Genomic DNA, 22037 nt, shown 5'->3' on the forward strand with positions numbered 1-22037 from the left:
GGTTCAAGCCTCCACAGGCGCGGTGATGTGAACCCTTAAACCGGTCGGCTCATACTTCAGTTCCACCGCGCCACCTAAGCCCTGCACGCCACTGAGATCGATCAGCCTAGAGCCAAAGCCGGAACGGGTGGGCGGCGTGACGGGCGGACCGTTTTCCTCTCGCCAATCGATATGAAGGACGGCTTTACCCTGCTCCTCCGAAATGCGCCAGCTCAGGTGCACGAGTCCCTCGGCCTTCGAGAACGCTCCATATTTCCAGGCATTGGTGACGAGTTCATGCAGAATGAGGCTCATCGGCATAATCTGTCGTGATTTAAGACGCACTGCTGGCCCTGCGGTCACGCGGTATCGCTCCGGACCTGCGCCTTGCAACGATTGCTGAACCAGAGCGCCCAAATCGGTTTCGGCGCTGCTGGCCAAGGCGAGAACCTCGGCTTCGGCCACAGCTTGGAACCGCCCCAAGAAGGCTTCGCGGTACTCCTTGGCCGAGCGACCTTCCACATCGGTCTGATTGGCAAGAGAGCGAACGATCCCGAGGAGGTTTTTCATCCGATGGCGGGTTTCAGCGAGGAGAACGTCTTTTTGGACTTCTCGTTGCCTCCTGTCAGTCACATCCTCGAACAGGATGAGAAGGCTGGAGCTATTATTGTCGGGGTGAACCAGACGACGCGCGCTGACGAGCATTGTGCGCTTGCCGATTGTCGGGAACTCGGCTGTCACTTCGTAGCCGACAACAGCGGTCGATCGGGGAATAATCTCGCTCACGAGGTGCCTGAGTTCGGGAATGTCCCATTGACGGCCACCAAGCGCAAACAGGCTCCGTCCAACCGTGTCGTCGCGTCCTACCCTGAAGGTTTCGTAGAACCCGCGATTGGCCGTAAGGACGCAACCGGCCGAGTCAAGCACGAGCAGGGGCTCCTCCAGGGTGTCAACGATCCCCTGCGCCTGGACGTGCTCGCTGCGCAGAAGCCGGTACAGGTCTTCGAGATTCATTTTGCCGCTCACCTTTCGGGGTTCCGCTAGGCTATTACGGGGCGTGATCGTCCACAAACGAAATTGGCCCGGTTGTTGGTACCTAATGCTTATAGGTTTCCTTGGCTCCTTTTCTTGCCCTAAGCCTCACGAATTGAGACTCCGTACCCGCAGTTCATTGGAAAAGAGAACCGGACCCCAATCTTGCCGCAGCGAGCACGGTGGCTCCTGCACTGCCATCAACGCAATGTGGTACGGTAGACGCCAAGGAGACGACCCTGGACCAGGAGGACGATGGCTCTCGGGCCTGCGGAAGATCGTCCGCTTTGGGACAAGCAGAAAGGCGGGCGTGCCTGCTGCAACTAAGCCGGAGTTGTGCGTGGACCGAGAAATGGAAGTCCGACATTTACAGCAAGCCCAGCGACACATCGCGCAAGGTGAGCGGCACATAGCGGAACAGGAGCAGCGCATCGCACATCTCGCGTGCAGAGGGGCGGACACGAGCGAAGCGCAAAGGCTTCTAAACAACCTCTTTGCCACCCAGATGCTGCACATTGCACATCGGGAACGCATCTTGCGCGCGCTAGAAGAAGGGTAAAGCTGCGTATCGGCGGTATCTAAGGTCCGTATCTGGAGTATAGCAACTCAGTGGGCATACTCTTTGATATCGAGACCCGAATGGGCCGGGAGATCGGCGTTGGTGCAGTCGGCAAGTGCTAGGAACCGTTCGGCGAGGTTTCCTTTTTGCCCACTTTCCTGCATAGTTTGTGGATGGCAAAAATAAAAGTGAGCTTCAGACCACTTCGCAAATCTGAAGGCAATTGGACAATCGTCGCCGAGTACCCAGGTGCAGAAGTCCGAGAGATAACGGGTTTTACAAGCAAAGCCGAGATTGACGACTGGATGAATGGAGAGCGTCGGATCGCTTGGCTCCGATCACAGGGCTACGCGAAGTGAACTCGGTCACTCAGCTTTCGCGTAGGCTTAGCATTCTGGGTATCGACCTTAATATTTTCCGCTTGCCGGCAAACGAAGCCACGCAACGCCGCTATGATCGATGGATGTAAGGATTCTACGCAAATGGCGGTTTCTCGACCAGCGTTCCGATCAGTCGTAACAATGCTTGCTGTTCGGGTCCCTTCCCATCGCGCAAGAACTCGCCCAACTCGATGTGAGATAGCCGACCACCAGAGGGCGCATTGGGCTGATGAATGATGAAAGCGTAACCGTTTGCAGGCTCGCGTGCGATGAACCAGGCGTCACCATTTGGGCTTCGATAGAGCTCGCGTCGGTCTGACATTTTTCCTCCTGAGTTGCCTCCTGAAACTGTGGAAGTGCGATGGACGCTTGCGAAACGCCACGAAATCTTATTGGAAATACGAAAGCTGATCTTCCGTAACGACGCGCTCGACGTTCCCGGACTTGCACTTGATACGATATCTAACTCGTCCATCGGACTCGATCGGCATGTGCTGTACGATCGTGTAGACCATCTGCGGTTCAGTTGCAGCGCGTCCTTGCGGACCTTGAGGCTGGTGGCGAACCTCTTCATTTAGCTTATAGGCATATGACATGTTGTTACCTCGACGGTTACGACTCTGGCGACTGTCTCTCTCTAGTCTTCTAGAATCGATTTGGTGGCCTCGAAAATCTGTTCGGCTGTGCCTTTGATCGTGCCCTTTGCCCAGGCTTGAAACACGGTGACGTAGGCGTTCTTGTAAGCTGCTTCATCTGCAGAGAAGTAGACTTCGTCCGTGGCGGTATCCAAGACAAGCGCGCCTGTATCGATGCAGATTTCCTCGATCAGGACCATGCGTTCTTCTTGCTCAGCCAGATGACGTTTTACGATACTCATTGAATCTCCTGCTTCGTGCCAACCATACCACGTTCCGGGTGGGCCAACCTCTAATGATACGCCGATGTGGTCGGCACAGGGTTGAACCGTCTTATTCGGGCAATCTGTAAACATGGCCCGGCTTAAGGTTTAGCTCTTCGAACAGTCTTTGTGCTCTCGCATCAGAGGTTGAACCACGAGTTCAGCTGTCCAGCCTTCGGGGACAGTCGCGAGGACCAAGGTTAGCGCCTGACTTGGCTTGGCAAACGCAATCCACAACTGCTGGGGCTCGTCTGCTAACCAATCGTCCGCGGCTACTTCAACCATCGTAAACGAGCTGCCGAATGACTTTGCCACTATCGGCAATCCCGGCACAGGCTGCTGGTTCAATTACGAGGTGAAGTCATCCTTCAGAGGGGAATGCCGAATGGGGCCGGCAATCAACCTGAAGGTTGGGACCCAGGCAGTGTTCCACGATTCCATGGTCGCGCCGCAAACCGAGCATTCGAAGCTGGCGATCTGACGACTGGGGGCCATTGCTTCGGTCCGGCTGTAGACGGCGCCGCACCGACAGGATCGGTGATGAGAATCGGGCATGCCAATTTATGCGCCTGAAAGACAAAACAAGCCACTGCCCAATTTGAGCTCGAAACTGAGACCCCGCTCGTTTGGACTCTTCAGGTCTGCATCCATAGTAGCTCGGCGACGAAGCCAACCGTCGAAGCGGACCCGCAGACGCATCCACCTCTTGAATCTCCTCACCGGGCCGAATCAAAAACCCGCTCCCCATGGATCGGGAGCGGGGCAACAGGACCACAAGCCCTGCCAGTACATCCGTGGCCAGAGCGACAGGTCTGTCGTGCTCTTAACTAGGCAGCACGAAGATTTTCGGCGGCGGACTTGCCAGTACGACGGTCTGCAACGACGTCGTAAGAGATCGTCTGGCCTTCGGTCAGAGTTCCCATGCCGGCGCGTTCGACCGCACCGATGTGAACAAAGACATCGTTGCTGCCGTTTGAGGGCTGGATAAATCCGAAGCCCTTTTGGGTGTTAAACCACTTCACTGTACCTGTGTTCATCAGGTTTTCCTTCCGTATGCGCGCAGGAGCCAGCACGCAGAGTTGCGGCCAGTCATCCGGGTAGTCGATGTGGGGAATGTCTGAAACGTGCGCGCCGTCAGGATCTGAGGCGAAAGCGGAACAGTGTTCGGCCAGTATCGATGCGCAGACAATACATCAAGGGTTGAGAGACTTCAAGAAGAAAGCCAACGCCGCGTCACGCAGTTACTCGTTCTTCCTCGAAAGTCTCGCGGCACGAATAGGAGCCGACGCTTCGCCTGGAGGCTCGAGGTCCGAGCGGAGTTCGACGGCGCATTCGCTGCGATGGCCAAAGAGCGCGCGGAAGCCCTCCTCGTCCTGTCAGATGTGATATTCAACGACCATTGAGCATTGCTCGTAGGTCCCGCAGCAACCGCCTGCCTGCGTCTTACGGCATCAGAGAGTGTGGAGGCCAGAGGTCTAATGTCTTACGGGCCGAGCTTCCTCGATTTTTATTGGCGTAGCACCGCATACGTGGACAAGACTGAAGGGCCACAAGCCAGCCGACCTCCCCGTTGAGCAGCCAACGAGGCTGGTCATCAATCTCCGGACGGCCAAGACGCTCGGTATCGAAATTCCTCCAACGCTGCGGCGCAGACGAGGTGATTGAATAGGTGCCAATGTCGCCTGATGGCCCATCGCTACTGTAGGGGCGGTGGCGCTACATGTCGGCCCGGAAGTTTGTAGCGGAGTGCTAGACTGACGCTTTTGACCCAGAGCTGAAATCGTTCGCCCGGCGTCTTCCGTGTCCATGGGGAGTGGACGTTAGCCGCAAATTTTGAGTAATTGTCCCAAGCTACGCCGCTCCTGGCCGGTCGGGACTATCCAGGAACGGCTGGAGCAAAGCAACGTTGATCTGAATGCGCTTCTATTTCGACTATCAGGATCACGCCGGCATCATCGTCGACGACGACGGCGAAGAGCTTCCCGGGATCGCTGCTGCTCGTGACGCCGCGATGCGATATTTGGCAGAGGGGATACGCGACCATAGCCCCTCAGGTTTGACCGATAAGCTGTCCGTCAACGTAAGGACCAAGGAAACACCCATCATGACTGTATCGGCAATCGTTGAGGTTGTCGCCGCCTCATCAGAGAGCAAAGCCGAAAGCCGCCACTAAGACGGCAGGCAGATGCCGGTTTTTTGGGGCGGAGAAAGAGCCCTGAGGGAACACGGTAATGAACGTCTCGACAAGGAATAAGATCAAAGCCATGCTGGGGGTATGACCCAGAACAATATTGACCTCGGGGGGCTTCAGACCCTTCTCGTGCTGGCAGCCAACTCGCACGAGCGAGGCGAAACCACACAAGCGTGCCAACTCTTGCGTGATGTACGTGATGCGCTTGATCAGGCAATTGACCACCTTGAGAAGTGTTTGCATGCCAAAACCGGGTCGCATATCGCCGCAGGTCGCATATGAACTTGGCCGAGAGGCTAGACGGAGCTGCGCTCATATCGATGACAATCCCTTTCCGCCCTACTCAGCTCGGCACGACCTATGGCGGCGGGGCTGGGAAGAGGGAGATGCGTTCATTCAGCGCTCCAGACCATGAGAGAAGGAAAGTCTCGTATTGCAGTTAAATGCGTCGTCCGCTAGTTGGGCAACAGAGGGCCGTCAGCCGGCCAGCACCTGTTAGTCGATGCAAGGACGAGGCGGGGATGGGTCTGGCCGCACTGTTCGAGCATGACGGACGAACTATTGGGGCGAGCGGCGCGAGCAATTGCCGAAAGCAAGCGGCTTTTAGAAGAGGCCGCTCCGTTTGCAGGCCCAGCAACGGGACCGCTCCCTACGATAACTACGTCGATTGCTCCACCCTAGCCGCCCGCGATCCTGAGAGGAGTGAAGGCGAGTGCAAGTCGGCTATTGGCCCTTGGCTGACCATCGTCAGGCTGTTCGGATGTGAATGACCGAAAGCGCTGGATCACGACTTCGGCTTGTGACTTCAAGGCCGGCTCCAGAGTAGTACGAGACAATTCAGAACCGCGCTGCGACTGTCAGCCTCACGGCACTCGGCTCTGCGGGAACAAAGCGACGATCGACGACGCGGTCGACAGGTTCAACGGGGAGCCGCGAAGCTAACAATTCAATTTAATTTATCTCAGTCTCTCCCCGCTCCGAGGCATTGCGTTGGTGGCGAGCACGAGGGACGTCTGGGCCTCGCCTAAGTCGCTGCTGGTCATTACCGCTCCCTGCTCGTGCGCTTCGTGGCACAGTCTGGCACAAACAGGGACGAATTAGGAACTCGCTCGTTCGTCCAACATTTGATTCACATGCGCTTTAGGCGCATCAGGCTATCCCCATAGCCCGAGCGGCCCCAGCCCTGGGTCGTTGATCCAGGCCTGGGGTCGCCCTTACCGCAGGCCCGCGCGGCGAGAACGAGCAGGCCCCTGTTCGGCTAGCCGAGTTGGCCGCCTTTCTCAGGGCGGCGCAGGAGGCGCGAGGCGCTGTTGCGCCAGCGGCATGCCCTTCATACCGTGGCTGAAACTGAAAGATGCGGCGAATCTCACGAGTTGGGACAGCTGAGCGCCATAGGATCAGTTGTGGAGAGACGTAGTTGAATGCTGGGGCTGGCTGTAGACGGAGTTCCCATGCCCCTTTCCCGTGATCCATCGGGTCGGTTCGAGGCCGCAGTACCTGAAGCTTTTCTGTTTGCAATGTTCAATGGCGGTGACCGCATCGTCTGCAGAGTTGAATGTACCGCGTTGCGTGATCGTGCCGTTGCCGATGGTGTCGATCCGGGCGATCTGGTCCGCACGTTCAGGAAGCATCGGGCTGCAATCGAACAGATCGCAAGCAATCAATACGATGCAGGCAGCACTATGCCAGTGGTTCGGACCGAGCACCTGGCGGGCGGCCGAGACCAAAATGCGACTTCGACCGAGCCTCCTAGTTAGGTATTTAGGTACGAAACTATTCAGTGACCTAGGTGTTGTGTATGTCTGCCCTTGTGCCGTCCCAGGAAACTATGAGCCCGACCTCGTCCGATCGCATCGGAGATGCACGCCGCTTTGAGCTGCTCGTCAATGCTATTGTCGATTACGCGATCTTCATGCTGGACACGGAAGGCCGCGTTCGCACGTGGAATGCCGGCGCGGAGAGGCTCAAGGGTTACTCTGCTGACGAAATCATCGGGAAGCCATTTTCAACGTTCTATACGCCTGAGGACAGGGATCAAGGCCTCCCGGAGACGGCCTTAGCTGCTGCACGCGAAACTGGTCGTTTCCATTCCGAAGGATGGCGAGTTCGCAAGGACGGCACCAGGTTCTGGGCGCTTGTCGTGATCGACACCATCCGTGATGAGACGGGCGAGTTGATCGGCTTCGCAAAGGTCACCCGGGACATCACCGAACGCCAGCGGGCGCAGATCGATCTGCTTGAGAGCGAGCGCCGCTATCGTCGCCTGGTGGAGGCGGTGGTCGACTATGCAATCTTCCAGCTTGATCCATCAGGCAATGTGAGCACGTGGAATCCGGGCGCGCAGCGGATCAAGGGCTATACGCCCACCGAGATTATCGGTCAGCATTTCAGTCGATTTTACACACCGGAGGATCTCGAACTCGGGGTGCCGACTCGCGCGCTCGCGCAAGCTGCTGAGACGGGTCGCTTTGAGGCTGAAGGCTGGCGGATGCGCAAAGATGGTACTCGCTTCTGGGCCTCCGTAGTCATAGACCGCATCTCCGATGAGGATGGCAACCTGATTGGCTTTGCGAAGGTCACCCGTGACCTGACCGAACGGAAAAAAGCGCAAGATGAGCTTCGGAGCGTGCAGGAGCAACTCGCCGCCTCTCAAAAGCTCGAGGCAGTCGGGCAATTGAGCGGCGGCATCGCACACGACTTTAACAACCTTCTCATGATTGTGCTCGGTAACATCGAAACGGCTGAACGGCACAGTCGCCATCTCCCTGGCAGCGTAAACATCCAGCGCGCACTGACAAACGCCAAGAGAGGCGCTCAAAGAGCTGCTGCACTGACCAGCCGGCTATTGGCTTTCTCCAGACGGCAGGCACTCGATCCCAAGCCCATCAACCTCAACACCTTTCTAAGCGGGTTGCAGGACTTCCTCCAACGCACCCTGGGAGAAGGTATAGAGGTTCAGACCGTCGGGAGCGCCGGCCTCTGGCAGATTGAAGCCGACACCAACCACTTAGAATCGGCAATCATCAACCTTAGCATCAACGCTCGGGATGCCATGCCGAGTGGCGGCAAGCTGACCGTCGAGGCAGTCAACGTTTCGGCAGACGAGGATTATTGCCGGATTAATCCAGAGCTATCTCCTGGCCAATACGTAATATTGTGCGTGACAGACACTGGCAGCGGCATGTCGAGGGAGGTTCTAGAGCACGCGTTCGAGCCGTTCTTCACGACCAAAGAGCCTGGACAAGGGACGGGGCTTGGCCTCAGCCAAGTTTATGGCTTCGTTAAGCAATCAGGTGGCCATGTCAAAATCTACAGCGAAGTCGGACAGGGTACCAGCATCCGAATGTACTTTCCTCGCTACTATGGGAGCAGCATCCCGATCGAAACTGAATCCGAAGATGTCGTGCCAGAAGGCGAAAAGCTGGAGACCATTCTGGTTGTAGAGGACGACGCAGACCTACGCGTCTATGTGTCGGACGCATTGAGGGATCTCAATTACCGCGTCATTTCAGCTCCCAGCGCACAGGCTGCACTGACCACATTGCTTCAGGACGCGCCGAGGATTGATCTTCTTCTTACCGACGTGGTGATGCCAGGGATCAATGGACGCGAGCTCGGTAGGCGCGCCCAGCAGATCCGGCCTGGGCTAAGGATCCTTTACATGACCGGCTACTCCCGTAACGCAGTGGTCCACCAAGGCCGGCTGGAAGAGGGAGTAGACTTGTTGGAGAAGCCCATATCGCTGGCTAAACTAGCCCTGCGCGTGCGGGAAATGCTGGATCGTAAAAATTCTGAATAGCGGCACTCGGCGGCCTTTCGCCGCCGCTCATTCTATCCTGCGACCGTCTCCTCAGCGATCCAGCGGGTAACCGTCTTCAAGTCGCGCCCGCTTCGCTGGTAGGCTCTTAGCTGCGCATCTGCAGAGCTTCCTCGAGCCAGGATGTCGCGGCAGCGTTCTACTTCGGCAAGGCAGCCGAGCGCCGCTGCATCCCCAGACACACGTGCAATGACGTTGCTAAGCATCTCCTGGATGCTTACGCCGCCGTCCTTTGTCGCGAAGACGCACTCGGTCCCATACCGTTGAGCGCGCCATTTGTTCTCCACGGCGATGGCTCGGTCCACGACAGTGACGTCTTCCGCCAACCCCGGCCTCTCACAGAGATATCTGATTAAAGATCGGTAGAGGCAGGCGAGTACAATCGCATCTTCCAATCTCGTGCAAACATCGGGAGCACGTAGTTCAAGGGTTGGATGCCGCAACGAGGGCCGCATCGCCCACCAAATGTGTGTCTCGTCCGGCATCACACCTGAGTTCACGAGCGCTATGACGTAAGCATCGTAATCAGCTTTGCCTTCAAATAGCTCTGGTAGGCCGGTCCGCGGTAACTCGTCATAGGCCGCCAAGCGATAGCCGCGCAACCCGGTGTCGCGCGAACTCCAAAACGGTGATGATGCAGCAAGCGCTATGAAGAGCGGCAGATGCGGTATCATCGCGCGCATAACTGCAAACCGCTTTTCAACGTCCCTCAGCTGTACGTGGATGTGCATGCCGCAAAGCATGTTACGATGCCCGATTGTACCGAGATCCTTCATCATATTCTCGTATCGCGGCTTCGGCGTCGGCTTAGAATGCGGCCAGGCGGCGGTGGGGTGCGTACCGGAGGCCATGATGGCCAAGCCGTAGCGGCCAGCAACTCTGGCAAGCTCTTGGCGCAGAAATTTCAATTCCTCGCGCGCGTCGTTGGCATCAACATGGACGTTAGTTGCCACTTCAATCTGCGCCTGCAGCATCTCCCGCATGGCTTGCCCACCAGTTGAAAAACTGCCGGCTTCGAACAATTCATTCGGAGTCTGCGTCGCAACCTCCAGGGTAGACGCGTCCGCTAGGAAGTATTCCTCCTCTATCCCGAAAGAATATTCCGCTACATTATCACCGCCTAATCCGGATCGGATCACGAGGCGGCCGTTCTCGTTATTGAGGTTTACGCGCAGCCTCTCAAGGACATTCTCATCGAACTTCATTTGCTTGTAGCTATCCTCAGGTTAGCGCGGTTTGCCGGGCAGGCCTTGTTCCTAGCCCGATAGTAGCAGCGAGCGCGTTCGAGACCTGTTTCGCCATGTGCTGCTGAGCGGTCGGTGTCTTTAAAAGATCCTGACAGACCTCGAGGCAGAAGTGGTTGAAGACATTGTTTCGTTGGATGACGTTTTGAAAAGTAACAGGACATGCCAAGCGATAGTCGTCGTCAGAGGTCTGCAAACCCGGCGTTCGTGCTGAGAATGGCCGATTGTTTCCGATTACAAAATGCGGATTGTTGGCCCGCAGGTGGTGAACGAAGTTCTCCAGTTTGGGAGATGTTCCAAACTCCGGATAGCCGAATACGCAGACGTCCTCCCTCTTCGGCTCCGAAGTGTTCTTTTGTACTCGTGCATAGCTGTGCATGGAAATTACGAAGGGCTCAAAGCCCAGCCTCTGCGCTACCTTCGCTACGAACGCATTCAATGCCTTTAGGACGGGGAAGTAGAACTCATCCAGACGTAAGGCGCGCTCTTGTTTCGTAAGGAGCCTGTTGAGTGGGATTTCTGTTCCGTCTGCGACCGGCGCGATACATTCCACTTCATCGTCATAGCGGTTCAGGTCCGCCACCAACCGCGAGTGGGTCACCCTGAACACGTGGGCATTGGTGAGGTCCGCCAACTCGGTGGTGAGTTCGCCAGCTCCGAGATCTAGTGCGATGTGTCGGTCCAGGTCCGAGGAGTCGCTGATTCCTAAAGGTTGACCACTTTCGTCATGGAGTTTCTCTGGAATATGCCTGCCTTCATGGACAGAGATAAGAAGAAGAGGACTGCGACCCTCTTGTGTTCTGTAAAGGGGGACGGTCAAAGCATTCTCCGTTTGCGTTTCAATGTGCCTTTGGTTCAACAGGCTGGCCAGGTCGTTTCAAAGTGCACGGCTAAGACTCAGAGACGTTTCAGTCTCCGTTCTGCCGCCGAGGCCTGGCGGACGGCCCTCCTGAGCAGCGTGCTCGTTTCCGAGATGCCCGGTGCTATTCGTCCCCACGAAACGCTCTAGTGCCGCTAACTGTGTTGGCGTAGCTGTCGTTCTAGGTCGATTGCTCGATCTGCATTATAGGCGCGTTTCAGCAACGAGTTGCGTTCTTCGCCTGGAGGCTTCCGGTCGGCCTGCTCTCGCAAAGTCGTAGCGAACTGGGCCAGCCGGCTTTCGAGGGAATCCGATTGCTTGAATCGTCGTCTGCGCTTGATCAACGTTGACGCTCCGTTTGTATAGCCGAAGTTGTAGCGCCAGCCGGGTGGAAATCGCAGAAACATAAGTTAACTGCGGGCGCAGTGTTTTTTCGGCTAGCTATATCGAATGATACGTCGAACCGGAATGTCAGGCCTTAAGATGCTTGGCCCCCCAGCCATCGGTTTATCGTGAATATGACAAGCAAGATCTCTATTTCGCCCGCCGGGGCGGACCTTATTGTTGCAAGGCAGGCAGCGGAAAAGACCAATACCATCCTTCAAAAGTCGCTCCGTACAATGACGTGGGCGGGCGACAGTCATGTCCTCGGTTCGGTTGCTGCAGCGGTCTGGCTCGCTTCCCGTAGGAGCAGTCGTCGCGGTCGAACAGCCGCGGATCATGTGGCTCTAACATTGGCGGCAGCCATCGCTATCCCCAAGGCCATCAAGACGTTTGTCGACCGACAGAGACCCGACCGCTGTGTGGTGGGTCCAAACCGAAGAGGCGTCGGTACTTCCGGACAGCCTTACGATTCCTTTCCGTCAGGCCACAGCGTGCATCTTGGCGCCATTGCCGGCGCTCTGGCGTGGGCATACCCGAACAAGGCTACGTACATCTACGCGGCGGGTGCGGCGCTCGCGGCGACAAGGGTTGCGGTGTTGGCACACTGGCCTACCGACGTTCTGGCAGGATGGGCGCTGGGTGCTGCAATTGAGAGGTCAGTCCGACAATTATCCGATTGAGGAGCGGGGCAGCTTGCTGCCTTCTCTAAAAGGTCGTCAGCATGCCGCCTTGCTCAGCCGCCTTTGAGGGCAGGGAGAACGTGCTCTGCAAATGCGTCGATGAAGCTGAGTTGCCTCCGCCCCACCTGATGCAAATGGATCTCGGCAAAGCCCATCCCTGCGTACTCGGCCAGCCAGGCTCGATGCTGCCCCAGATCCGCCGAAACTAAGACGCTTTGACGGATGTCCTCACCCCTTACAAAGCGTCCCGCGATGTCGAAGTCCTGAGGTCTGCGGAGATCCCAGTTCACCTCGCCCCCTGCAGCGTTGGGAGCCCATTGGTGGAGAGCCTCGGCTTCAGCTTCCTCCTCCGTCGGCGCCCACGACAAGGCGGCTTGCAGAATGACGGGCTTGCCGGCCCCTCCTCCGCGATCGAAAGCCTCAAGGATCTTTCGAAGTTGCTCGGGCTTCGCGTGGACAGTGATGAGACCGTCGGCCCAGCTGCCAACCCACTCTGCCGTCTTCTCACTTACCGCCGCGCCAACCAGTATGACCGGCTCCTCTGGCCGCGAATAGAGCTTGGCCTCCACGATCGTGACGCGACCACGATGCGTAACAGTCTCTCCCGCAAAAAGCGCTCTGATGATCTCTACACTTTCGAGCAGGCGTGCGTTGCGCTCCTGCTTCTCGGGCCAAGGAAGGCCAGTGATAGATTCGTTGATGGCCTCGCCGCTTCCAAGGGCGAGCCACAGTCGAGCAGGGTACATCTGCGCCAGCGTCGCCGCTCCCTGCGCAATCACGGCAGGGTGGTACCGATAGCCAGGCGCCGATATGATCCCGAATGGGAGAGCAGTCCCTTCCAACGCTGCCCCAAGCCACGACCACGCGAACCCTGATTGGCCTTGTCGCTCGCTCCACGGATGGAAGTGGTCCGACGACATGGCGCAGTCGAATCCCGCCTCGGCAGCCCGCTTCGTCCACCTCAACAAATCAGCGGGCGTAAATTGCTCGTGGGAGGCGTGATATCCAATTCGTGCCATTCTCAGTGCAATCCGTTGCCTTAGCGGCGACTCGGTCTGCGCTTGTTCGCGTTGCTCTGAGCCAAGGCGAACGAGAAGCTGCCGAACAGGACACTCACGACCATCGCGATATACTTCATACGCCTTCCAATCGCCTTTGCCCGGCGGCCGTTCCTAAGCCGATTGAGGACTTGCACTGAATTGCAACCAAGCAGCGGAGCCGACGTTGATGAGGCATGAGCAAATCGGGCGTGGACAACATCGACAATCGACGTGGGGCCTATGACCCTGTGAGTCAGGATGGGCTTCCTCAAGGACCACAAGTAAGGGACCGTACCACGCCGCATCAAGAAGCTCAGTGGGGCGCCGACGTGCGAGCTGAACCCCTTCCAGGGACCGGGCCCGTGCTGCCTGAACGGTTGATCCGACCGGCTACAAGTCCGCTTAACAAGAGGACCGGCCGCAAAGCGGCCGACTGACCAGCAAAGCACGAGCCGCGTTCGATCAGGCTGATCTAAGCCGAGAAGCGTCGATGTTGCTCAGCCAATCCAAAATGGATATTTTTCCATGCCCAATGTGCGGACGAGCAGGGTGTTCAGCTGATCGTGCCACTGCAGAGCAGCCTTTTTCCTGCGCGCCTGAGTCGCCAGCTCGCTCTCGTGCAGGCTGTGGTTTCTGCCGCTAACTAAGTATATGCGGTGGCAGGCGACCACGAACTGACGTCCGCTCTATGGAGTGCTGAAGACGGCGCAAAACTATCCGCCGTCCGAGGTTCTTTGAGCATCAGCGAGCTTCAATCGGCGGCCACGAAGAGGACCGGCGCGGATGATCCACATCAGTGTTGCAACGCGCTAAGTACCAGCATTACTCCAATCGATGAACCAGCAAAAGCGAGGTACATAGCCACGTCATGCTGGGGTCCGCTTAGGTTGGAATAGACTTTCCGCATGGTTCAAATCTCCCTTGGCCAGCCAACATGCGGCCTGCGCAGCCGTTCCTATGTTGAAAGTAAGGGGCCCCCGGTCAGAGACAGGGGCTTTTAGACGCGGGGGGTACATCTGCCCCCCATGGGGTCTTAATCATCGCCTCAATATTGGAATGGCTGCTGTCGGCCCAACTCCGACTTTAGGTGAGGTCGCCGAATGCGCCCCTATCAAGCTCACAGCGGATTCCACCTGGGCGCGCAAGGGAGCCGGGCTAGAGCCGGAGGGCCTGGTCGGTACATCGGATCAACTCCGGTTGCGTCCTCCAGTGGATTAGCTAAGCCCTTCTGTGGACTGAAGAATCATCCGAATCTGCTGATGGTTAGCGGAGAAGGTTCGAAGCTAGTTCCTCTCCCTCCAGTGTGAGAGCTCTCAAACCTGTTGTGCGTGCTCACCTGTTCAGTGACAGTTCGACAGAGGCGCTTTGCGAGCCGCTTACGTTAAGCCTCTTAACGCCCGCTTGAATGTCCGCTCTGATCCCGAAAGCCGACTATCTGCACGTGGCTGATCGTTGTCCGTTATGGGCCATACAAGCGGAAGTGGGAAAAGATCGGAGCAGGATCGATTGGCTACTACAAAAATATGTTCCAGATAGCGACGCGTGCATCACTCAGAAGCCTCTCGGCGTCAAATTCCAAGCTTACGATCCATTGCTTATAGCCCATGACGTTAGGGGTCATTGCCTGACAATCGAACGCATTCCTTCTTTGTCAGGTTGTCGATGGGTGCCTGACCTCCAAGTAAGCGCCTTTGTAGTTCGGTGTTCGTGATTGGCTCGGGTTTAGCTCGACAACCCAGCCCTTCGTTGCGAAGAAATGCGATGACTGTGTCTTTACCCGTGCCTAGAGGTATCATCTTCAACAATGCGTCACGTGCGGAAGCGGAGTCGTTCGTGCTTTGCTTCTCGCTCTCGCGCATTGCACCAAACAAGCGATTGTCGAGGTAGAACCGATCAACTTTAGCCGTCTCGTAAGAAAACCATATCCAAAGCACCGCGATCAGTCCGGCCGGAACTGCCGCAACCACGGACAAGACAATAACAAAACTTCTAATCGATTTTGGCACAGGACGACTAAGGCTAAAGGTCACGAGGCGAACGCTACAGTGTCTTTACCTAACACTTCGCCAAGCTGCATGGGACGAATGTCGGCTTCGGGTCACGAGCGCCGCTTGGAGGAACAGTCCGTTGCTTCCGGTGTAGCTTGATGAGCCGACAATTGAAGGCCGCGCCCTAACTTCGCATTCGGGCCAATAGCGGTCGTAACGTCCAGTCCATGCAACAGCAACCATAAAGAAGCAAACGCGAGAAGTTTGATCTAAACAAGAATGGATTATTCCCCCATCTCCGGGTAGTCTCGGCTGGATCTGGGAAGGCGGAAAGCATGGTGCCAGCAGACTACGTCTTTGGCCTCGCTATCGCTTTGGTCGCCGGGTCGAACCTTTACTTTGGCCCGCGTATCGCAAGCGAGCGTGTTGCCATGCAGTGGGGTCCCAACGGCGAACCGACTTGGTACGCTCCAAAATGGCTCGCAATGTGGGGGATGATTGCCTTCATGGCGGCCGTCCGGCTCTTCATCTGGTTGGCTTCAACGTATGCGCCGCAGCATGTGCATGGTGTTGAATTGGGAATAGTCATTTTCTCGCTGATCGCTGCCGGTTCTCACCTGTTCGTTTTGATGAAGGCGAGAGCACCGCTTTGAGAAGCTCGCGAGTTTGGCGATTTCGGGCGCGAAGCTTTGCGGTTGCTGGAGCTGTATGTCTCGCCCTGATTTTCTTGCTTAAGATTTTCGACCCAACCGAGGTCGCGAGAAGCGTCATTCTTCCGCTTGTTCTGCTTCTGGTATTCCTTTGGCTGTGCGGGCTATATTGCACCTACCGGGATTGGAAAGATTTCAGAGAAGATGAAGTACGGCGCGGCGGATCAGAGGAAACCGCTCGCGCAAAATGGCATAAACTGCACCCGCCTCCTGGCTAGATGCTGAGGGCCGCCTTGGGTCAAAATCGGCGGTCCAGACCGCTGCAATCAGTTTCCGCTCTACACCCGAGAGCCGACGCCCACCGAGCAGTCCGCTGGGCAGCGATGGGCCAAAAGGCGACAATGCGAGCCCGGTTTGATATGAAGCTGCTGCAAGTGAGGCGGCGTTAGAAAGTCATGACTCAAAATCTAGATTATCTCGATGCATTGAAGGGGCTGACCTTCTGGAGGTCAACCTGGGAGCGTCCAAGTCCTGACTGGGATCATGACCACTGTGCCGCTTGCTGGGCCAAGTTCTCTGACAAAACTCCAGACAGCCTGCGTGAAGGTTACACCACTGGTACTGATTATAGACTTGGTGCCCGCTATGAGTGGGTATGCGAGGAATGCTTTTCCAAGCTGAAGGATCAAATGAAGTGGTCCGAGGGAAAAGACGATGCAGCAGGTGGCAACGTGCGGCCCTGATGTCTGCAGTGGGTCAAAATCGGCGGTCCAGGCCGCTGCAATCAGTTTCCGCTCTACACCCGACAGCCGACGCCCCCTGAGCATTCCACTAGGCAGCGATGGGCCAACGAGCGAATCCTGATATGAATGGGCATAAACAGGGGCCCTTTCTGGTGAACCAATGGCATGGGAAAAGATCGTCCAGCGCGTCGGTGTCGGAGCTTGTCCTGAATGCGGAAACCCGGGCTTTGACTATCAGCAAGGCGCAGACCCTCATGACGATGAGAGGGCAGCAATCATTTGCCCGAAGTGCGGTTGGAAGGGCATCATCCGCGACCTAGTGGTCATCCCAACGCCGAGAGCGAAATAGGTTTTCCGCTTCGGATCAATTGGCGCCATCGTTGACCATGCCGCGGTCGCTTAGTTGAGGGCCACAACCAGACCTCGCTATGGTATGAAGGAGATCGTCAATTGGGCGGCCGGGGGGGGGGGGTGATAGGGTTCTGCAATGTCGAGAGGCGCGTTGAAATGGACCCTTCTAGGATGCGCAATCGTTTACTTCCTCCTGACGCTATACGGCCTCGTCGATAGCGGCGAATCGAAGCCAATTCGGATCATGCTGTGGGCCGTGATTTTGGGTCTTTCCGCGTATCTGATCGCTACATGGAAACGGCGAAAAACGAATTAGGATAAGGGTCCACACAGGTCGGCTATGGGTCATGAGCGCCCTTCGGAGCGCCGGCCAACTGCTTCCGGTCTACCCCTAAGAGCCGACCACACGGGACGCTGCCTAGACTTCGCAAAGGGGCCAATAGGCGACTTCGCAAGTGCGTTCTGATATGAGGAGACTGCCCTTATTCATGAGGTTCATATGATAACCGACCGAAACGCGCTGTCCGTTGATGTCGAATACGTCATTGATGCGAATGGCACGAAGACGGTTCTGGTGGTCGAGACCGACTTGCAGCTAGACCCACCCGAGATCGATTTTGATAGGGCGGCAGTGGATGCGCTTTGCTCTGATCTGGAGCGGCATCGTGCGTCAAATCCCTACATAGACGCTGTCCGGCTTACACGGAGACGGCTCGGGCCAGCCGAGCCGATAACGGTAACCGGAACGCTCGGCGAGCACCGAATTAAGACCAAGCCCTAACCCGAGGTAGGGGACGGCTCAGTTCACCGGATGCCCGTTCGGGTCAAACTCGGCGGTCCGGACCGCTGCAATCAGCTTCCGCTCTACACCCGAGAGCCGACGCCCCACCGAGCATTTCGCTGGGCAGCGATGGGCCATGAGCGGAAGTGCGGTCGGTTGCTGGAACGAGTGCGCCTTAGCTTCGAGGAGAACGTCGATCTCGTCATGTTTGATTGTCAATGTTCATTGTCTCCTGTCCATCGAAGTGGAAAGCCCGCTGCGGGATTTCGTCATGACATAGACTGCGAACGCCTGTTGCAGTACTGACTCACGTATGAAGCGCTTTTCCATTTTTTTGATAGTCGGTCCTATCTTGGGATACGTCGTCATGTTGATCATGTCTGATGGATTGAAGGGCATGAGTGCGATCTTTGGTGTTGGGTTCCTCTTGTTTTTGCCCTTTGCGTTCATATTCGGCTTGGGCCCCGCTCTTATTGCGGCGGTGGCCGATCTAGCGCTTGAACGCAGCGGAGTCATGTCTGTTGGACGGTGGTTTGCAACGGGTGTGATTGGATACCTCGCAACGTACCTCTTGGCTCTAAACAACTATTTCGCAGAGCACCCGCTGTCTTTTGATTACGGAATGGGTCTTATTGGAGCAGTCGCGGCCGTGGCGTGCTCCTGGCTCTCAGAATGGTCAAAGAAAACTGCATGAACGTTATCGGCAGTGTTCCCGATGTCTGCAACGGGTCAGAAGCGGGCTCAGGCGGCATCGCCGTGAAGGTCAGCTACGGGCCAATAGACGGCATCGAAGTTTTCGCGTCACGTTTAGCTCACTATGATAGCTCGGCCAACAGAGAGAGGTGGAGGTGACCGCTATGATCCGTTGGGCAGGTCTCGCGGCCACGGTTATTGCGGTGCTAGTCACTACCTTTCCGGCCGTGGCTTGCCGCGGCCGTCAATTTGAACATCGCATCCTGCTGGACGCTATCCCGCCGGCCGTAGAAAGTAGCGAGGTCATCGCCAAAGTCGAGATTGTCGAGGTGAACATTCATCGAATTCCGGGAATGTATCCCTTTCGTGTTGCTCGCGGTCGGGTGCTCCAATCAATCCGAGGTCCTTCAGACGGACAACTTGTCGAAATCTACGCTGAAGGGGATTCATGCGGCGGCTGGCTTGATCAGCGCGCTGTTGGACGCATGGGGTTCATAGCAGGCCGCTTCAGAAAGATAGGTAGCCAACTCCTTTTCGAGGGTAGTTGGACTGACCGCCAACTCGGCAAGATCTAAGGAGGCTGGGAAAGCGGAGCTATCGCGGGGACCGCGTCGGCTTCCGGTCAAAAGCTGCCCATGCCACGTCGTGCAGCATAGGTCTGCTGAGGGCCAAAACCGGACCCGCCATGTTCGTTCACTCCCTTTAGGGCACTCCCGGCGTAAGCTGCTCAGACTCGACAACCGGCATCTCTTTGCCTGCATCGAACTGGTCACTCGCTATTCGCTCGATGGTCGCCCGATGCCTAATAAACGTGCCGGAGATGTCCTTCGGGTCGGTGCCGTCGACGAGGGCACGGTCGCACAAGGCCGACCATTCGACCCTGCAGCCGATACGGTCGTCGCCGTTGAACATCGCGAACAGAACGGCTTCCATCTCGGCTTCCTGAAAGCCGCCGGAGGGATCGGGAGCAAGGGGCATCGGTTATCTCCCTCAAGAGAGGCTTCTGCTTCTCCCGGTCGGAGTTGCCCCCGCCACTTCAACTGTGGCCGACACGGTCATGATCGGGACCTCTTCCGTTCGTACGAGCACAGACAGCTTCTCGGTTAAGCTTGAAGGACTGTGGTCACGTATGGCCTCGGCCAAATATCTCATCGAGGCGTCCCGGGCAGCCTCGAAGTTCGGAAGCTCTTCGCCCTGGTCGTCAATGATGATGCCTGCAGAGTCTTGATAGTCAAAGTAGAAGCGCATATCGGCCAACAACTGCCTGAGGCGGAGCGTTCCTATCTCTGAGGAGCCGGCGCTGAGCAACTGCCTGCACTTACTCAAGGTGAGCCGTTTTGCTCAGACGCGCACTTTCCGTGGCCGTACGGTCCTCCCGTATTTGCCATGTGGCCAGCGGGTCTGGGACAGCTAACGGCGCATCTGACGATGTTCGAGGTCGCGCCGTCCTGACCACACGCACTTCGGCGAGCGACGATAGCAGTTCGCGACCCACCCTTTGACACTCCGCCACATTCGCCTGAACTTGGGCGCGGAGGAGCTGGGCCTTCAACCGGAGTTGCCGGTTTTCTGCTTGGATCAGCTTAGCGTGCTCGACGCCATCGGCATTCATGAGGCGGAGGCGAGCGCGAAACGCCGTGGCCGCATTCACCAGTGTTAAGCGGGAAACGTCCACTCCCCTCAAGAGGGCCCTAGCGCCATCGTAAGGATCGCGAGGAGACCGATTGCAGCTATTGCCCAAGCCAATAGATGCATCATCCACGTAGGGCGATTACTGAACATTCCTACTCTTCCGGTGCAGCTCAACGTAGGCAACTACGTGGGTCGAGAGGCTGTTTGATCTAGATCAAAGTCCATGTGTCGCCTTAAACCCGGTCCGTTCAGTCCCTTCAGGATGATGGCGGACGGCGCCCACGCCTGACGAAGTGACGAAATGCGTCGATCGTTCGGCCCAAAGAGGATGATGGCTTGGCCTTGCGGGGCGGCACAACAATCAAGACGTAGAGGACATTCAGCAGCAGCCAACTGCCGACGACCAGCAAAAGTACTTCCATGAAACGATTCCGGAACTTCCGGCGAAAATAAACGATCGAATAGCGCTTTATTGAAACTTAGATTGCTCGCAAATTCAAGCGCAACCGTTGATGGCCGCATGCCGCCGTCCTCTCCCTTCAAGACGGGGCAAAAGAAGACTCAAGGTCCGCTCCGGGTCAAGAACTGCCGATAGTCGCGATCTTCGCAACTTCCGCTCCACACCCAACAACGGAAGTGCCTACAGCCGAGGGCCGGACGCAATCTGGTTCATGACGCCGATACCCTAAAGGATCTCAAATTAATTCGGCGCTGGCCGATTTCGGCGCCTCCGTTCTGCCCGTATTCGGTAAACGCTGGGAAGAACCTACGGTTCTCTCAAACTAGTTTACAAGAATCGAGATCTCCTCGAACCGGCTCGAGCGCTGTGATGCAAAAGTGCGTTTGTGTAGCCGCTTGATCTGCGTTCCTTCAACTCAACAGCGGCTGTGTAAGACCTGTAAGATGCTCGTTTTCAATTGTCTCTAAGAGCATTCGCTGTCGGAAGATATACTACTCATATTCTTCTTCTGATGGTGGATGATGTTGTAGGAATATGGCAGCAAAGAAGCTTACAGCCTTACAGAATAATTTCTATTTTCTACCAGTCACCGCGTGGTGCGTTTGTGTAGCCACTCCATTTGAGGATGTTATGGGAAGGGGAAAGAAGCTTTCAGCCCTCGTGAATAATTTATCTGCTAAGAGCCCTCGATACATCGCATCGGTTCAGTCCGCGAATGGGGCGTAAATCCAATCGTTACTAGAACTCGAAATTGGGCCGTGGCACTTCTTCGCCGTGAAGGTGATAGGGGCAAAAAATGGTATTTCGTCAGTACGGTGATGCAACATACAGGATTGCTTGGACTTCCGAAGGGGAGCGTATCGCGCGGGAAATCGCCGATGCGGAGAAGGTCTCGGACGCCACAGACGAGTTGGTGATCGTGCAAATTGCAGAACGCAATCTAAAGGACATGGAGCAACGCGAGGATGCAGTTGAGTTCTTGGTCGGCGCCTTTCGCAAACATTGGGAAATCACCGAGGACATTTGCGCTTGGGAAGAAGAGAAGCTTCGTCGCCTGTTGACCGAGGTGCAATCGCGCGTATGGCAGCATCGGATTGAGGAAGAGGCCCAACTTCATCAAAAGGTTCTCGAGGATGAGAAGCGACGGAAGATGGCGCGTGCGAAGGCTGCGGCAAGGGAACGAGCAGAGAAGGAAGCGCGCGTACGTAGCGCGAAGCTAACTAGGCAAATCGCGAAGGAATTTGGATGCACGACAAGGCAAGCGTTGAACATGAGGAACGAGGGAACGACGGATCCAACTCGAGCGACGCGCTTGGCAGAAATTCTCGGAGGCGACCCGGAGGTATATCTGCGCCGGCGTCGTCGGCGTCGCACAACGGATCTGGTTCCCCGCATTACCGGCATCGAACTAGAAGAGGCGTCCTTTTTCAACTTCCTCTCCGAGGAGTTGGACCGCGCAGGCGCTGGCGATATGTTGAAAAGCTTTCAAATGCGCAAAGACGAGATGCGCTGGTGGAATCCGAAGTCTCTTGAGGAGCTTTTGCAGCAAGGCCGGTTGCTCGGCCTCGAAGGAAACTTACTGTCAGAGGCTGAGCACGTCTGGAAATCGCTGCAGGTATGGCGCATCGCGACGATTTGTCGTGTAGCAACCCACGAGATTACGGAAGGTATCTAAC

Annotated in this window: 21 protein-coding genes; 9 read left to right on the forward strand and 12 right to left on the reverse strand. The window is 56.6% G+C overall.

Features of this window, described 5'->3' with window-relative positions:
• Positions 1-3 precede the first annotated feature (3 nt).
• From BCCGELA001_RS05335 to BCCGELA001_RS35730, 4 genes are all read right to left on the reverse strand, one after another.
• The gene (locus tag BCCGELA001_RS05335; protein ID WP_008543635.1) at positions 4-993 is read right to left on the reverse strand and encodes a sensor histidine kinase; all 990 of its coding nucleotides are present in this window, start codon (positions 991-993) and stop codon (positions 4-6) included.
• A 1051-nt stretch (positions 994-2044) separates the two neighbouring features.
• Entirely contained in the window at positions 2045-2272 is a 228-nt protein-coding gene (locus BCCGELA001_RS35720) for a hypothetical protein (protein WP_083543297.1), read from the reverse strand.
• A 315-nt stretch (positions 2273-2587) separates the two neighbouring features.
• Positions 2588-2827 (reverse strand): hypothetical protein, encoded by a 240-nt coding sequence (locus BCCGELA001_RS05350; RefSeq protein WP_027558111.1) that lies wholly within the window; start codon positions 2825-2827, stop codon positions 2588-2590.
• A gap of 848 nt (positions 2828-3675) precedes the next feature.
• Positions 3676-3885, reverse strand: a complete 210-nt coding sequence (locus BCCGELA001_RS35730) for a cold-shock protein (protein ID WP_008543647.1) — start codon at positions 3883-3885, stop codon at positions 3676-3678.
• Between the two features lie 878 nt (positions 3886-4763).
• Here BCCGELA001_RS35730 and BCCGELA001_RS05360 point away from each other — a divergent pair.
• A complete protein-coding gene (locus BCCGELA001_RS05360) occupies positions 4764-5021 on the forward strand; it encodes a DUF6894 family protein (protein ID WP_008543649.1) in 258 nt (85 codons plus the stop codon).
• On the opposite strand, the gene BCCGELA001_RS05365 is transcribed toward BCCGELA001_RS05360, so the two are convergent.
• Entirely contained in the window at positions 4992-5282 is a 291-nt protein-coding gene (locus BCCGELA001_RS05365) for a hypothetical protein (RefSeq protein ID WP_008543650.1), read from the reverse strand. The two genes, BCCGELA001_RS05360 and BCCGELA001_RS05365, sit on opposite strands and share 30 nt — an antisense overlap.
• A gap of 1274 nt (positions 5283-6556) precedes the next feature.
• Between BCCGELA001_RS05365 and BCCGELA001_RS39405 the strand changes: the two genes are divergently transcribed.
• A complete protein-coding gene (locus BCCGELA001_RS39405) occupies positions 6557-6796 on the forward strand; it encodes a DUF1488 family protein (protein ID WP_442855171.1) in 240 nt (79 codons plus the stop codon).
• 71 nt (positions 6797-6867) lie between these two features.
• Positions 6868-8838 carry a hybrid sensor histidine kinase/response regulator gene (locus BCCGELA001_RS05375; RefSeq protein ID WP_144441151.1) on the forward strand — a complete coding sequence of 657 codons (1971 nt, stop codon included), beginning with the start codon at positions 6868-6870 and terminating at the stop codon, positions 8836-8838.
• A gap of 32 nt (positions 8839-8870) precedes the next feature.
• Here BCCGELA001_RS05375 and BCCGELA001_RS05380 read toward each other — a convergent pair whose 3' ends face one another.
• Positions 8871-10061, reverse strand: a complete 1191-nt coding sequence (locus tag BCCGELA001_RS05380) for a carboxylate-amine ligase (RefSeq protein WP_008543654.1) — start codon at positions 10059-10061, stop codon at positions 8871-8873.
• Between the two features lie 16 nt (positions 10062-10077).
• On the reverse strand, positions 10078-10920 hold the full coding sequence (locus BCCGELA001_RS05385) for an N-formylglutamate amidohydrolase (RefSeq protein ID WP_158511603.1): 843 nt from the start codon (positions 10918-10920) through the stop codon (positions 10078-10080).
• Positions 10921-11579: 659 nt separating this feature from the next.
• On the opposite strand from BCCGELA001_RS05385, the gene BCCGELA001_RS39410 reads away from it, so the two are divergent.
• On the forward strand, positions 11580-12023 hold the full coding sequence (locus BCCGELA001_RS39410; RefSeq protein WP_442855172.1) for a phosphatase PAP2 family protein: 444 nt from the start codon (positions 11580-11582) through the stop codon (positions 12021-12023).
• Positions 12024-12076: 53 nt separating this feature from the next.
• On the opposite strand, the gene BCCGELA001_RS05395 is transcribed toward BCCGELA001_RS39410, so the two are convergent.
• Both BCCGELA001_RS05395 and BCCGELA001_RS36790 read right to left on the reverse strand, forming a co-directional pair.
• The gene (locus BCCGELA001_RS05395) at positions 12077-13042 is read right to left on the reverse strand and encodes a TIGR03885 family FMN-dependent LLM class oxidoreductase (RefSeq protein WP_008543658.1); all 966 of its coding nucleotides are present in this window, start codon (positions 13040-13042) and stop codon (positions 12077-12079) included.
• A gap of 1631 nt (positions 13043-14673) precedes the next feature.
• Positions 14674-15093, reverse strand: coding sequence for a hypothetical protein (locus BCCGELA001_RS36790; RefSeq protein ID WP_144441152.1), 420 nt, complete (start codon positions 15091-15093; stop codon positions 14674-14676).
• 293 nt (positions 15094-15386) lie between these two features.
• On the opposite strand from BCCGELA001_RS36790, the gene BCCGELA001_RS05400 reads away from it, so the two are divergent.
• The 4 genes from BCCGELA001_RS05400 to BCCGELA001_RS36800 all read left to right on the forward strand — a co-directional run bounded on the left by BCCGELA001_RS05400 (position 15387) and on the right by BCCGELA001_RS36800 (position 18844).
• Complete coding sequence (locus tag BCCGELA001_RS05400) at positions 15387-15704, forward strand: DUF1648 domain-containing protein (RefSeq protein WP_008543659.1); 318 nt, start codon at positions 15387-15389, stop codon at positions 15702-15704.
• Between the two features lie 452 nt (positions 15705-16156).
• The gene (locus tag BCCGELA001_RS36795; protein WP_144441153.1) at positions 16157-16444 is read left to right on the forward strand and encodes a hypothetical protein; all 288 of its coding nucleotides are present in this window, start codon (positions 16157-16159) and stop codon (positions 16442-16444) included.
• A 1499-nt stretch (positions 16445-17943) separates the two neighbouring features.
• Positions 17944-18270 carry a hypothetical protein gene (locus BCCGELA001_RS05415; protein ID WP_144441154.1) on the forward strand — a complete coding sequence of 109 codons (327 nt, stop codon included), beginning with the start codon at positions 17944-17946 and terminating at the stop codon, positions 18268-18270.
• A gap of 154 nt (positions 18271-18424) precedes the next feature.
• Positions 18425-18844, forward strand: coding sequence for a hypothetical protein (locus tag BCCGELA001_RS36800; RefSeq protein ID WP_144441155.1), 420 nt, complete (start codon positions 18425-18427; stop codon positions 18842-18844).
• Between the two features lie 127 nt (positions 18845-18971).
• On the opposite strand, the gene BCCGELA001_RS05420 is transcribed toward BCCGELA001_RS36800, so the two are convergent.
• The 3 genes from BCCGELA001_RS05420 to BCCGELA001_RS37835 all read right to left on the reverse strand — a co-directional run bounded on the left by BCCGELA001_RS05420 (position 18972) and on the right by BCCGELA001_RS37835 (position 20323).
• A complete protein-coding gene (locus BCCGELA001_RS05420) occupies positions 18972-19247 on the reverse strand; it encodes a DUF1488 family protein (RefSeq protein WP_008543668.1) in 276 nt (91 codons plus the stop codon).
• A gap of 12 nt (positions 19248-19259) precedes the next feature.
• Complete coding sequence (locus BCCGELA001_RS05425) at positions 19260-19577, reverse strand: DUF6894 family protein (RefSeq protein ID WP_236840820.1); 318 nt, start codon at positions 19575-19577, stop codon at positions 19260-19262.
• A gap of 581 nt (positions 19578-20158) precedes the next feature.
• Positions 20159-20323 (reverse strand): hypothetical protein, encoded by a 165-nt coding sequence (locus BCCGELA001_RS37835; protein WP_158511604.1) that lies wholly within the window; start codon positions 20321-20323, stop codon positions 20159-20161.
• Between the two features lie 834 nt (positions 20324-21157).
• On the opposite strand from BCCGELA001_RS37835, the gene BCCGELA001_RS05430 reads away from it, so the two are divergent.
• Positions 21158-22036, forward strand: coding sequence for a hypothetical protein (locus BCCGELA001_RS05430; protein WP_008543671.1), 879 nt, complete (start codon positions 21158-21160; stop codon positions 22034-22036).
• Position 22037: the final 1 nt, after the last annotated feature.

It is taken from the genome of Bradyrhizobium sp. CCGE-LA001, from assembly GCF_000296215.2.
In the GTDB taxonomy this organism is placed as follows: domain Bacteria; phylum Pseudomonadota; class Alphaproteobacteria; order Rhizobiales; family Xanthobacteraceae; genus Bradyrhizobium.